We start from the raw sequence: 13,799 nt of genomic DNA, 5'->3' as shown, positions 1-13,799 counted from the left end.
AATAATACTCAAATACAAAATTATGGAAAAAAAACGAAGAAAAAAAAGGTTGAGGGATGAATTGACCTTTAGAAAAGTTTTAATCAAGATGAAACGATCGCTTTTTTTACTGATGGTTTCGCTTTTATCAGTCCATTCGGTTGCCTTTTCGCAGACTACTAAAGTTTCGGTTAATTTGACGGATACTCCGCTTTCGGAGATTTTCGCTGAATTAGGAAAACAAGCTCGCGTTGTTTTCTTGTATGATCATAAATTGATTGAAACAAAAGGGAAAGTGTCTCTGAAGGCTGATAATAAGGAATTAGACAAGGTTTTGAAGGAGTTTCTAGCCCCGTTGAAGTTGACTTATGTTTTTGAGGATAGTGTTGTCATTATCCGTAAGGCTGAAATTAAGCAACCGGTAAAAACGGTGCGACTAATCACGGGTGTGGTGACGGATGAAAGTGGTTTGCCGTTGCCGGGAGTTCATGTCGTGATTAAAGGTTCACAAAAAGGTGTCGCGACAGATTTGAACGGGGAGTTTAAGATTCCCGTGGAAAATGGTGAAAAGCCGGTATTTGTTCTCTCATTTATAGGGATGCAAACACAAGAACTGAAAGTTTCAGAAAAAGACAACTATAAAGTGATTTTGACCGCGCAGATACAGAAATTTGAGGATGTTGTGGTTACCGGTTATCAGACGCTTTCCAGGGAAAGAAGTGCCGGTTCGTTTTCCCGTGTTTCGGGTGAGGAGGTGTCAAGAAAGGCCAACTTGACGGGGAATATCCTTGAAACTCTTGAAGGGCTTACCCCAGGACTCAGTGTAAATTACGGTATTGGTGAAGACAAGTTTCTGATTAGGGGAACTACTTCAATTAATTCTTCGCGGGAACCGCTTATTGTTGTTGACGGGGTTGTGTTGGAAGAGGGAAATATCGAAGAGCTTGTAAATAGTAATGATGTTGAAAGTGTGACATTCTTGAAAGATGCGACATCCGCCTCTATTTGGGGAGCAAGAGCGGCTAACGGGGTAATCGTGATTACGACTAAATCCGGGAATTTTGCAGATAGACGTCTTAGAATCAGTTATGACGGTTCATTCACTTACAAAGGTCTTCCTGATTTTGATTATAGGGGACTTATGAATAGCGCTCAGATTATTAAGTCGGCTGTTGAAATTTTTGATCCGGTCAGTTATCCCTGGTCGAGCGTGAGTACCAAAAACGGGGGTGCTTTGGTTTATCCTCACGAAATGCCGCTGTATATGTGTGCCAATAACCAAATAGATGAGACGGAACGGGACAGACAACTAAATGCTTTGGCGGTGTTGGATAATCGTTCTCAGGTTGAAAAATACCTGATGCAACCTGCCTTGTTCACGAAACATACCCTGTCTTTTTCGGGGGCAAGCAATATTTATTCTATTTATGGATCGGTCGGCTACGAGTATAACCAGGATATAGAACGGGCGAATACCAACAAGATCATGGTTAATTTCAAACATAATATTCAATTGAAAAAATGGTTGAAAGTTGACCTGACGACAAATCTTTCCGTGCAAAGTAAGAAAATAGGTATTATGCCGTCCTATACGAATGTGAATTCTATTTTGCCTTACGAGATGTTAGCCGACGAGCAGGGTGATCCTCTTGATCATTCTCATACTGTTTTTTATAAGGATTATCAGGAAGAACTTGAAACGAAAAGTCTTCTTGACCTAAGTTATGTTCCGCTCGATGATATGAAAGAGGGATTTAATAAGTCTAAATCGTTCAACGGTCGGATAAACTTGGGAATTGTCGCGAACCTAGCCCAAGGATTAAAGTATGAAGGTCGGTTTCAATACCAGCAGAATTACAGTAAGAGCGAGTTATTTTACAGTCAAAACTCTTCGAAAGTCAGGATAGAGCTGGCACGGTTCACCAAGCCGGCTAACCCGCCGACAACAACAGCGCCCACGTATTATCTTCCCACGACCGGGGGACTTTACACGTTGTCTAATATTGACGGGGTAAACTGGACGATCAGAAATCAATTCAATTACGATCATGTTTTCGGTCAGGATAAATCGCAGGTAACGGCTATCGCGGGAATGGAGATTCAATCGGCGTTTTCTTCAAATAATTCAAGTACACGACGGGGATATGATCCGCAGTCACAAACTTATCAGGCTTACGATGAGAAGGAACTTGAAACGAATGGAATTTCGGGTGCCGTATACAGTAATTTCGGAACTCCTCGTAATACATTGAAGACGAAAACATTCTCGCAAGGTGAAACCGAAAAGAGGTTTGTTTCATTCTATTCGAATGTTGCATATACTTACGACCGTAAGTACACGGTTAACGGAAGTATCCGGGTAGATCAGTCGAACTTGTACGGAAGTGATCCCAGTGTTCAATTCAAGCCTATATGGTCTGTCGGGTTTGCCTGGAATTTGAAACAGGAAAGTTTTATGGATCAGGTTGATTTTCTGAGTCGCTTGAATTTTCGGTTTAGTTACGGTCTAGGTGGAAATTCTCCAAAACCGGGCAAGGGAGGACCCTATAACCTTCTGGAATCAAACACGAGTTCTCTGTTTTCCGGGCTAGGGATTGGTTACGCGATCATGTACCCGGCAAATGATAAAATTCGTTGGGAACGAACAAGGACAATAAACGGTGGAATTGATGTCGTGGCATTCAATAACCGGATAACGTTATCGCTTGATGTGTACCACAAGTTGACAACTGATTTGTTGGCTACCAAACCGACAGACCAAACGTTGGGATGGGAGAGTTTTTATACCAATTTCGGTGATATGAAAAATCAGGGTTTTGAAATTTCACTTAACACGAGAAATATTACTACTCAAGATTTTAGTTGGGGAACAACATTAACCATGACGAATAATTACAATAAAGTATTGAAGCTTAATATTGACGGGAAAGTGACCGCAAGCAAGAAAGTATATTTTGACTATACAGAAGGGTACGCGGGTAATAGTTTGTTTGCATATCGGTGGGCCGGTTTGAGTAATGAAGGTAATCCTCAGGTTTACAATGCTGATGGAGAGATTATTTCTAATTATCAAGATGAATCCTTAACCGAAGCAGCCGTTAAATTTGTTGGTGTCACCCAACCTAAATGGTATGGAGCATTAACGAATAACTTCTCCTATAAAGGTTTTGATTTGTCGTTTATGTTCGTGTATAATTTCGGACATAAGATGCGTCGTGATGTAAATAATTTTTGGTACGGGCGTCTGACGCGTAATGTGAGTAAAAAGTTTCTGGACCGTTGGCGAGAACCCGGGGATGAAGAATTTACGGATGTACCGAAGTATGTTGCAAAATCGGTTGAAAATCAAACGAAGTCAAGGAATATTAGTTTTTACGAGTTTGCCGATGTGAACGTACTTGATGCTTCTTATGTTAAATTACGTGATATTACTTTGTCGTATTCGTTACCGAAAAGGTTGTGTAATAAACTTTATACAGATAAGATTACATTACGGGCGCAAGCATCTAATTTATGGTTGATTGCTGCTAATAATGACGGGATTGATCCTGAATATCATCAATACAGAAGTGGATTGCGCGGAACAAAGTATGGCCCGTCATGGTCGTTCGGTCTTACGGTTAATTTTAAATAAATAAGGCAAGCCTATGAAATATAGTCATGTACATTACAGATTAGTGGTTATATCGTGTGCTATCCTGCTACTTGTAGGTTGCAAAGATTTTCTGGATCTGAAACCTAAGGGGAAAGATATTCCCGAAACCATTGATCATTACAATGGAATGTTTAATAGCACGACGTTAACCTCGATTACCTATTCTTTGGTTACTGAATTGGGAACAAAGTTGGGAGAGAATATTCTTTACAATATCTTTATGAGTGATGAACTTACCGCGACACAATCTTCGATCTCCTACCTTGATTTCAAGATGAATCAGGCTTACGGTTGGGAGGGGAAGATTTTTAGCGAGGAAGATAATGCTTGTGAATGGGCTTCGATTTATCAGCAAATTTATACCTTCAACGTTATCATTAATGACGTGTTGGATGCGACGGGCGGGACTGATAAACGGAAGTTGGAGCTTCAGGCTGAGGCTAGAGTAAACAGGGCTTTCAGGTATTTGATTCTTGCACAATATTTCGGAAAACCTTATGATGAATCAACGTCAGCTTCAGATTTATGTGTTCCGATTATTGAAGAAGGAGACATGAATTTGAAGAATCTGAAGAGGAATACGGTTCGAGAAGTTTATGATTTTATCATCAAGGAACTGGAAGAAAGTTGTCCCGACCTCGTTGAGTCTACGAATCATCCGTTACGGATTTACCAATGTGCGGGATGGTTTTTTCTAGGTAGAGCCTATTGGATGAAAGGTGATTACGAGAATGCGAGAATCGCTTTGGAGAAAGCACTTAAATGCTCCGAAATTAATGCTACCGGGCTTCAATTGTGGGATTACAATCAGATGATAAGTCAATGGGGATATAATCCCTCTAAACCCCATGCCTGGACTTCCGGTTTCCCTGCTAATAATACCGGTGCGAATAAAGAGGTAATTTACAACTATCAGTATGCGATCAGTACGATATCCAGCGCAACAGGGCAACCCAAGCTCTTTGTGAAGGATGAGTATATGGATTTATACGGGGAGGATGATTTGCGAAGAAGGTTTTTCTCGAATAAAGCTACATCCGGTACTCCCTTGGAGGGATATAGAAGATTGCCTTGTCGGACAACTTTTAGTTTAGGGGCCGATATGACTGACCTGTATTTGATGCTCATTGAATGTCAGGTCAGGTCTACCGATCTTTCTATACAAAACGAGGGACGTGTGAATCTTGAATATTTTCGTCGGCATCGGATGCCCGCAGAGACGGCGGTGATTCCTGACGATATTGATAATCAGGAAAAATTGATTCGCTTTGTTGTGGAAGAACGGTTACGGGAGTATATGATGACCGGAATTCGCTGGTTTGACATGAGGAGATTGTGGAATGATCCGCTTTTTCAAGATTTGAAGTCTGGTTACACGCACACGGATGGTGTAAATAATTACACGTTGACAGAAGACCGGTTGGTTTATCAGATTCCGCCGAAAGTGTTGGTGTTTAATGAAAATTGGTTAGATAATAAATAATAAAGAAGAATTATAATACGTATGAAAAAGTTAGTATTGTTAAGTATTATGCTGCTTGGGGCATTTGCCATAAGCGCACAGGTAATCAAGGGTAAATTTAATAATTATCAGGGCGAAACAATAAAAATTAATATTGGAGGCTGTGACCGGGAGGCCCTTAGCATAGCGGAAGACGGATCATTTGTTTTTAACCCGGTGATCCGGTATGAAAACCAAAAGTTTACCATAAATATGCCTGATGAAATCCGGATTCCGGTATTGGTGGGTAAAGGAGAGGAAGTTCGATTGGAGGTATCGAAAGATAAGAATGGTGAGACGACAGTAAAATTCGCCGGAGACCGAACAGATATTAATACCTATTTATTCGCTCATGCAAATCAGTTGTCAGGTCGCAGATGGGCTAAAGGAAAGACATTTAATTCATTTGATGAATTTTCGTCTTCTTTGGATCGTCTGGATAAGGAACTCGACCGGATGCTGAATAAAATCAAAGGCGATCGGGATCTGGTGGAAGAATACCGGGTTGAGAAGAATGTAGACGTTATCTCTTGTAAAATCGGATACGGGAAAAGTGACAAAAAATTGACCTTGGATGATCCCGGATATGTCAAGTTCATGAGATCAATTGATTTGAATGATAGTGTTACTTTTAGGAAAGACCCTCGAAAAGCTTCATTGGGATACCCCGGTCTGGTGGAAAGACGGATATCTTGGGAGGAAAAAAACAGGGCCAAGGCTGGGGATGACCCTAGTAAATCATTTATTAGAAAGCTATTGATTTTGGACGAACTGGTGACAAATCAGGAGATTAAAAATAATGTTTCTCATTTTTATGCCGTGATGTTCTATATGGGTGGGGGTAATGCGCATGCCAGAGAGTTTGTTGATATTTTCAATAGAATAAATACAGACCCGACGCATTTGGCCTTCGTAAAGTCACGTCCCTTGCCATCAGAGGATAATAGTCTTGCCGCGGGTTCGTTGGCTAAGGATTTTGAAATGCATGATCGGGATGGAAATCTGGTAAAATTCTCAGACTTGAGAGGTAAGCTTGTTTATATGGATATTTGGGCTACCTGGTGTGGGCCGTGTGTAGAAGAGATTCCTCACATGGAGAAACTATACCAACAGTATAAGGATAATCCGCGAGTTTTATTTGTCAGTGTTTCTGTCGATAGTAAAGTTGATGCATGGAAAAAGAAACTTGATGAAGATAAGCCGGAGTGGCCTCAATATATCGTTGACGGGGCTTTAAAAGATAAACTGTATAATGAATATATGGTAGTGGGTATACCTCGTTTTATGATGTTTGATCAAGATGGTAGAATTATCACGATCAATGCCATGCGGCCTTCCAATAGCAAGATAGTACCGTTTATTGAAGAGCAGTTGGCAAAACCTAGAAAAGTGCAAGGTCTTAGCGGTATGAAAAAGATCAAGTTGAAATGACCTGAGATTATTACACATTGAGAACCGTCCCCTAAAAGTTGAATATAGCGATTAGGGGGCGGTTTTGTATTTGACGTGTCCTATTACTCGTTGAACACGGTCACTATCGAGCAGTGCCAGAAATGGGCGTTGGAGAATTATTCGGCTATCCGGCAACACGGTTTGTTGGATAAGGCGAGAGAATAAATCATGGTTTATTCATGATGTCAGTCTGCCTGTCAATAGAGGCTTGGTGGATGGCTTTAAAGACCCGTTCCACAAGTTCTTCACTCAGGTTGTTTTTGCGCGCCTCTTCGAGAACACGGGTAAGGATTTTTTCCCAACGGTCGGGTTGGAGAATGGTAATATTGTTTTGTTTTTTGTACATCCCGATCTCTTCAATGATTTTCATCCGGTTGGTAAGAGCTTCCATGATGGTGTTGTCCAAGGTATCTATTTTTTCTCGGAGTTCTTCGATGATCAGCGTGTTGTTCGAGTTATTGGGGTGTTCTTCCCGGATAATTAAATGAGTTAGAATTTCATTTAATTGATCAGGTGTAATTTGTTGTTGCGCATCACTTAATGCGCGATCCGGATTCACGTGTGATTCGATGATTAGACCGTCAAAACCGAGGTCCATGGCTTTTTGGGATACTTCCTGAATGTATTCTTGATGGCCGCTGATGTGACTCGGATCACAAAAGAGCGGGAGATCCTTAATGCGTCGCTTTAATTCGATAGGGATTTGCCACTGTGGTGTATTGCGATAGCGGGCACTATTGTAAGATGAAAATCCGCGATGGATGGCTCCCAGTTTGGTAATACCGCATAAGTAGAGGCGTTCAAAAGCACCTATCCACAATTCGATGTCCGGATTCACGGGATTCTTGACCAGAACAGGGATATCAACGCCTTTCAGTGATTCGGCAATTTCCTGTACAACAAAGGGGTTTGCTGTGGAACGTGCCCCGATCCATAACATGTCTATCCCGTGTTTTAGAGCGGCTTCCACGTGGTGAGCGTTGGCTACTTCCGTGGAGATTTTCATTCCCAAGTCTTTTTGGAGGTTCTGTAACCAGGGTAATCCTTTTATTCCTACCCCCTCAAAACAATTCGGACGGGTACGTGGTTTCCATATACCGGCCCGTAGGACTTCTATACCGTTGTTTTTCAGAAGAGTTGCCGTGTTGAAAAGTTGTTCTTCCGTTTCCGCACTACAAGGTCCGGCAATGACTAATGGTCGTTGCTGGTGGGTGAACAGGTTCCAGTCGGAATAAGATGATATCTTCAATGACGTGATCATTTTTAATTGTAAAATCAGGTTTCAAAGATATTCTTTTCTTTTCTAAAAACGGAGAAAAAGAGCGAGTTGTTATTTTCAAAGGTAAAGAAGAATCTAACGAGTATACTACCACCCCTAGCGCCTCCTTACATAGGAGGGGAAACCGTTTGGAAATCAGTACTCCCCCTTTACGTAGGGGGAGTTGGAGGGGCAGTGATTACTTTTTGATGCTGAAAATTCAACAAAATGAACCGTGCTGAAAAGTAAATTTTGTCGCTTTTTTGCTAGTTGTTTTCTTACTTGTATTTTTTGAAACAGAAGAATTACGTTGTAAATTCTTGTTTCTTTTTGGGGTGTTTCCTTTTTGTATTTTCATAGCAATAAATATTTGTGTATAATTATGTTGTTTGTTGTTATTTGATTAAAGGCTTTCACCAAAATCTTCCTTGAATTTCGTAACAAGGCGTAATGGCCAGTCAGATGTGGGAATCAAGGAACCCATGAAGAAACGCAGAACGGGAGGTTCGTATACGAATTGTAAGCCCCCGATCAGGTGACGATTATCGAATAGCCATTGCATACGATCGCTCACGTATTTGATTTGCGACAGCGTGAATACCCGCCGGGGTAGAGCGAGACGAAGTAATTCAAGATCGGCCAGAATTTCTTTGCCTTGCTCGTCTCTGACACTGGAAATCGTTCCTCTTTCCATGCCCCGGACTCCTGAAATCAGGTAAAAGGCAGCAGCAAGAGCCCCGGCAGGATATTCTGTTTGAGGGATATGCTTACAGAACGACATGGCGTCGACGTGACATCCGAGAACTCCGGCAGGGGTAACCACTGGGATTCCTTTCTGTTGCAGGTCGTTGACTAGAAATGCAATGAAATCCGGGCTTTGCCGGATAATGGTTTCGTCCTGTGTTTCACGAAGACCTACTGCCATGGCTTCGATTTCACGCACGGAAATACCCCCGTAAGTAAGAAATCCTTCAAAGAGGGGGATGAGAGCTTCCATTTTCGAGTAGAGAACCCGGTTGTTCGTGCATATACCTCCACCCCGGGAAGAGCTGAGTTTGCGGGCAGAGAAGTAAACGAGATCGGCCAATCCGGTCATCACTTTTAGAATTTCGGAAAGAGAGGTATTTTTCCATTCCTCTTCCCGTTGTTTCACGAGAAAGGCATTTTCTCCTAACAAACTGGCATCCAAGACGAGCATGATCCCGTGTTGATCCGCTACTTCACGTACTTGTTGGAGGTTATGGATTGAGAACGGTTGTCCCCCGATTAAATTCGTGGAAGCTTCCATACGGATAAACGGGATATTTTCGGCACCATGTTTCTGAATGCATTTCTTTAACTTCTGGATGTCGATGTTTCCTTTGAAAGGATTCACGGATTGGATGTCCAACGCGTCGTCACAAAGTAGTTCGGCGATTTTTCCTCCATTCTCTGTGATATGCGCGAGTGCCGTCGTGAAATGGTAATTCATCGGAATGATCTGACCGGGTTTGATGAACGTGCGGCAGATAATATTTTCCGCCGCTCGTCCTTGATGTACGGGGAGTAGAAATTCTTTTCCTAGAACTTCTTGCACGGCTTTCAGGAGGCGGACGAAACTCTGTGATCCGGCGTAAGCATCATCGGCGTGGAACATGGCGGCAACTTGATTATCACTCATGGCGTTTGTTCCGCTATCGGTGAGCATGTCTAAAAACACGTCGGTCGTGTTAAGTTTGAATGTGTTGAAACCTCCTTCTTCCAAGGCTTGGAGGCGTCTCTCGATAGGAACCAAGTGCAATTTTTGTACGACACGAACCTTGTGTAGTTCTAAAGGAATGTTTTCTCCGCTGTAAAATTTGATGTTGTTTGTCATGATTTTGGATTTAAATTAAAAAACCCGGCTGAAACCAGCCGGGTTGAATGAATATAATACGTGTTATTTATGTTTTTACAGGTAATACAAGGTCATCCCAGCTATTGTTGAGGTTATAATAGTAGTAATAATAATAACGGCCGGTATGTGATAAATTTGTAATTGTCATGTCAATTTGTATTAATGAAAAAAGCCCCGAATTTCGGGGCTTTATATTATATAAATGATCACAATATCCCCTCTTACTTTTCCGAAAAGTAATAATAGAAATAGTAATATGAGGTGTACATTGTGTTCATTTTGTTCTCTTTCTTCGAGACAAATATATGAAATATTTCTCAAGTTCTCGAATTTTATACCTTTTAGATATGAAAATAAGAAGAAAATGGGTAGAAGTGAGGTCGGGGGGAATAAAGAGGTTGAATTAAAAGTGTTTTCATGTTATGGGTTCAAAAACATCACTTATAAAATTGCACTTCTATCTTGAATGTATAAGAAAAGTTAGGAGAAAAAGTCTAACTTTGTGAAGATTAATTTGAAAAGGAAAGATGATGACTAACGAGGAGAAAAAATTGTACCTGCTGGATGCTTACGCGTTGATTTACCGCTCGTATTACGCGTTTATCAATAACCCCCGGATCACGACGACGGGGATAAATACATCGGCGACTTTCGGTTTTTTTAATTTTTTGTTGGAGTTGCTTGAACTGGAAAAACCGACTCATCTGGCAGTGGTTTTTGACCCGGAAGGTCCTACTTTCCGCCATGAAATGTTTCCGCAATACAAGGCACAGCGTCCCCCGATGCCGGAGGATCTGAAAAAATCAGTGCCTTATATCAAGAATATAATCGAGGGATTGGGAATAAAATCGATTGTTGTCAGTGGTTTTGAGGCGGATGACGTGATCGGGACTTTGGCCAAGCGGGGGGAGAAGGAGGGATTCCAGGTGTACATGATTACCCCGGATAAGGATTATGCCCAATTGGTGAGTGATAAGGTATTTATGTATAAACCGGGACGTGCCGGGAACAAGTCCGAGGTGTGGGGAATTCCGGAGGTACTGGATCACTTCGGTATCGAACGGGTGGATCAAGTGATTGATATCCTTGGATTAATGGGAGATACGGCTGACAATGTACCGGGATGTGATGGGGTCGGACCGAAGAGTGCAGCGACGTTAATTTATAAATATGGAAGTATCGAGGGGGTATACCAGCATATCGAGGAGTTGAAGGGTAAGCAAAAAGAACGTTTGTTATGCTGCCAGAGTACCGTGTTCTTATCCAAAGAGTTGGTAACAATCAACACGGAGGTCCCGACAGAAGTGAATGCCGAAGATTTACGGCTTGGAGAGATACAGGATGATGTATTGAAACCGATTTTCAACGAGTTGGAACTTTTCTCGTTAGCCAAGCGGGTGTTTGCGATAGAGCACGAAGAGGAACTTGTGGATACGATGCATCCAGAAGAAGTTAATTATCAGGAAATTACTACTATAAAGGAACGGGATGAGTTGTTCCGGAATTTGCAAGAGGCTCCGGAATTCGTGATGAACGCGATTTTCGGGGAGGGAACGATTTATACTTCTTATCCCGATTATCTCTGTTTTTCAACGGCTGCCAATAGTGCCTGTTACTTGCGTTTGCCTTCGGGGAAGGAGAAAGCGGAAGAGGTGATTCGTCTGTTGCAGCCGGTGTTGGAGGATATGAACAAGGTGATGATCTCGAATGATGTGAAAGATGATATCATCTGGTTGAGACGTGCCGGAGTGGAAATTCAGAATAAGATCTTTGATATAAAGATAGCGCATTACGTGCTGCAACCGGATAGCTCTCACGAGTTGGAACGGGTAGCCTTGGAATTGTTGAATTATCGTTTGATAAAAGGAGATAATACCGAAAACCCGCAATTGTCTTTATTCCCGGAAGAAGAGACTAAAAAAGATAAGGATTTTGCCGAACGGACGGATATATTATTCCGTTTGAAAGAGAAGTTGGAAGGAGCTTTGAAGGAAGTTGGGCTTTACAAGTTGTTCGAAGAACTTGAGATGCCTCTTGTTGCTGTTTTGGCTGACATGGAATACGAGGGGGTGTCTATTGATAAGAAAGCTTTGGACGAATTGTCCGGGGAGTTGAAAACTAAAATTGCGACAGAAGAAAAAATTATATACGAGATTGCCGGTAAAGAATTTAATATCAGTTCTCCCAAACAGTTAGGGGAGATATTGTTCGACCAGATGAATATTGATCCGGGAGACAAGAAAACGAAGACCGGACAATATAGTACTTCCGAACAGGTGTTGTCTAAATTGGAAGAAGCGCATCCGATTGTGGGGCACATTCTTAATTACAGGGGATTAAAGAAATTGTTGACGACTTATGCCGAAGCGTTGCCCACGTATATTGATCCGGCGACAGGAAAGATCCATACTCATTTTAATCAGGCGGAGGCGGCTACCGGACGATTGAGTAGTTTGAACCCGAACTTACAGAATATTCCGATCCGGACGGAAGAGGGACGTAATATTCGTAGAGCATTTATCACGGGTGACCCGGAGTACGGGTTCTTCTCTGCCGATTATTCCCAGGTGGAATTAAGGTTAATGGCTCATTTGAGCGGGGCTCCCGGGTTGATAGATGCTTTTCTGAACGGGGAGGACATACACGCGGAGACGGCATCCAAGATTTATCATGTACCTTTGAGTGAGGTTACTCCTGAAATGAGACGAAGGGCGAAAACGGCCAATTTCGGGATCATATACGGTATTTCAGCTTGGGGGCTGGCCGAGCGGTTGAAAATTTCCCGGAAAGAAGGGAAAGAGTTGATTGATGGTTATTTTGAACTTTATCCCGGGGTGAAACGTTACATGGAGGAGTCGGTCGAAAAGGCTAGAAAAAAGGGATACGTGGAGACGATCATGGGGCGTAGACGTTATCTGAGAGATATTAATTCCCGGAATGCCGTGGTGCGTGGGGTGGCCGAGCGAAATGCGGTGAACGCACCGATTCAGGGTTCGGCTGCTGATATTATTAAAAAAGCGATGATCTGCATCCACCAGAAGTTGAAAGAACGGGGATTACGTTCCAAGATGATATTGCAGGTACACGATGAGTTGAATTTTAAATGTCACCATGAGGAAATCGATGAGTTGAAGAATTTAGTGGTGGATTGTATGGAGCATGTCGTAAGTCTCTCTGTTCCTCTCACCGTGGGAACCGGGTACGGGAAAAGCTGGTATGAGGCTCATTAATCAGTATATAAAGATGTAGTTGGGTATGTTGGATGAACAAGTAAATGTAGTGGTTGATAGCATCACGAGCGTGCAGGATTCTGTCGTGTTGCCTACATCGTTGTTTAAAGATACGGTTTCTTTGAGGCCGATGTTCCTCGTGGATACAACAACGAATTACGTGGAACTGGTGGAGGGTATGCCATTGGCCGGGGAAAAAACGGATATCGGATTCACGGCAGGAATATTGGCTTACACGGTCGTTTTTTTAATTTTTATTGCCTTGTTACGATTACGGGGAAGGAGTTTTCTCTCGTCGGTCTATGTCTATTTTTTCAATCGGAAGAAAGGAGTCGGGTTGCAACCGGAGGGGATAGGACAGAATTATTTTGTCGTTTTTTTGTCTGTATGTCTTTCTTTTTCAATCTTAGCGCTACTGGTTGCATTCTTGACGGGGCCTCCTTTTGCTTTTTCGAACGCGTTGTTATTTTTTCTTGTAATTTTCGGGTATTATATCGTTTTGTTAGGATTTATCCGTTTTTTGGGCTGGACGTTCAACGGACGACATTGCGCCTCGGAGATCATATTAAGTTTGCGGACAAGTGCTATCGTTTTGGGATTATCGGTTTCGCCTTTTGTACTGGCATTGTTCTATGTACAGGCTTCCGCGATTAATATGCTCGTGTATGTTATTTTTAGTATCGGTGCAATCATTCTGATTTTTAGATTTATAAGATTGATTAAAATATTATATGGATATAGAGTTTCAATTTTGTATATGATTTTGTACCTTTGTGGGCTTGAAATATTGCCGATTCTTGTCGTGTACAAGCTATTGGGATAAGCAAGAGAAGTTAGTGTAATTTTAA

The 13,799-nt window shown here is 42.0% G+C and carries 7 protein-coding genes; 5 read left to right on the top strand and 2 right to left on the bottom strand.

Annotated elements, in window-relative coordinates; translation table 11 throughout:
- Window positions 1–22: 22 nt before the first annotated feature.
- Genes DWW52_RS08895 through DWW52_RS08885 form a run of 3 tightly spaced genes read left to right on the top strand, consistent with a single transcriptional unit; the run spans window position 23 to window position 6,566 of the window.
- The gene (locus DWW52_RS08895; RefSeq protein ID WP_118715138.1) at window positions 23–3,613 is read left to right on the top strand and encodes a SusC/RagA family TonB-linked outer membrane protein; all 3,591 of its coding nucleotides are present in this window, start codon (window positions 23–25) and stop codon (window positions 3,611–3,613) included.
- A 13-nt stretch (window positions 3,614–3,626) separates the two neighbouring features.
- Window positions 3,627–5,117 carry a RagB/SusD family nutrient uptake outer membrane protein gene (locus DWW52_RS08890; protein ID WP_118715137.1) on the top strand — a complete coding sequence of 497 codons (1,491 nt, stop codon included), beginning with the start codon at window positions 3,627–3,629 and terminating at the stop codon, window positions 5,115–5,117.
- A 21-nt stretch (window positions 5,118–5,138) separates the two neighbouring features.
- The gene (locus tag DWW52_RS08885) at window positions 5,139–6,566 is read left to right on the top strand and encodes a TlpA disulfide reductase family protein (RefSeq protein WP_118715136.1); all 1,428 of its coding nucleotides are present in this window, start codon (window positions 5,139–5,141) and stop codon (window positions 6,564–6,566) included.
- 187 nt (window positions 6,567–6,753) lie between these two features.
- Here DWW52_RS08885 and DWW52_RS08880 read toward each other — a convergent pair whose 3' ends face one another.
- Both DWW52_RS08880 and DWW52_RS08875 read right to left on the bottom strand, forming a co-directional pair.
- The gene (locus DWW52_RS08880) at window positions 6,754–7,848 is read right to left on the bottom strand and encodes a bifunctional 3-deoxy-7-phosphoheptulonate synthase/chorismate mutase type II (RefSeq protein WP_118715135.1); all 1,095 of its coding nucleotides are present in this window, start codon (window positions 7,846–7,848) and stop codon (window positions 6,754–6,756) included.
- A gap of 400 nt (window positions 7,849–8,248) precedes the next feature.
- Window positions 8,249–9,700, bottom strand: coding sequence for a tryptophanase (locus tag DWW52_RS08875; RefSeq protein WP_118715134.1), 1,452 nt, complete (start codon window positions 9,698–9,700; stop codon window positions 8,249–8,251).
- Between the two features lie 551 nt (window positions 9,701–10,251).
- On the opposite strand from DWW52_RS08875, the gene polA reads away from it, so the two are divergent.
- Together polA and DWW52_RS08865 are read left to right on the top strand one after the other, a co-directional pair.
- On the top strand, window positions 10,252–12,951 hold the full coding sequence (gene polA, locus DWW52_RS08870) for a DNA polymerase I (RefSeq protein ID WP_118715133.1): 2,700 nt from the start codon (window positions 10,252–10,254) through the stop codon (window positions 12,949–12,951).
- Between the two features lie 25 nt (window positions 12,952–12,976).
- Entirely contained in the window at window positions 12,977–13,774 is a 798-nt protein-coding gene (locus DWW52_RS08865; protein WP_118715132.1) for a DUF4271 domain-containing protein, read from the top strand.
- The last annotated feature ends 25 nt before the right edge of the window (window positions 13,775–13,799 follow it).

It is taken from the genome of Odoribacter sp. AF15-53 (genome assembly GCF_003479425.1).
Classification (GTDB): Bacteria; Bacteroidota; Bacteroidia; order Bacteroidales; family Marinifilaceae; genus Butyricimonas.
This window is presented reverse-complemented; position numbering and strand designations above follow the sequence as displayed.

Excerpts from the sequence above, each read along its gene's own strand:
- DWW52_RS08865 (WP_118715132.1), top strand. The coding sequence starts at position 12,977 with ATGTTGGATGAACAAGTAAATGTAGTGGTTGATAGCATCACGAGCGTG.
- DWW52_RS08895 (WP_118715138.1), top strand. The coding sequence starts at position 23 with ATGGAAAAAAAACGAAGAAAAAAAAGGTTGAGGGATGAATTGACCTTT.
- DWW52_RS08885 (WP_118715136.1), top strand. The coding sequence starts at position 5,139 with ATGAAAAAGTTAGTATTGTTAAGTATTATGCTGCTTGGGGCATTTGCC.
- DWW52_RS08875 (WP_118715134.1), bottom strand. The coding sequence starts at position 9,700 with ATGACAAACAACATCAAATTTTACAGCGGAGAAAACATTCCTTTAGAA.
- polA (WP_118715133.1), top strand. The coding sequence starts at position 10,252 with ATGACTAACGAGGAGAAAAAATTGTACCTGCTGGATGCTTACGCGTTG.
- DWW52_RS08890 (WP_118715137.1), top strand. The coding sequence starts at position 3,627 with ATGAAATATAGTCATGTACATTACAGATTAGTGGTTATATCGTGTGCT.
- DWW52_RS08880 (WP_118715135.1), bottom strand. The coding sequence starts at position 7,848 with ATGATCACGTCATTGAAGATATCATCTTATTCCGACTGGAACCTGTTC.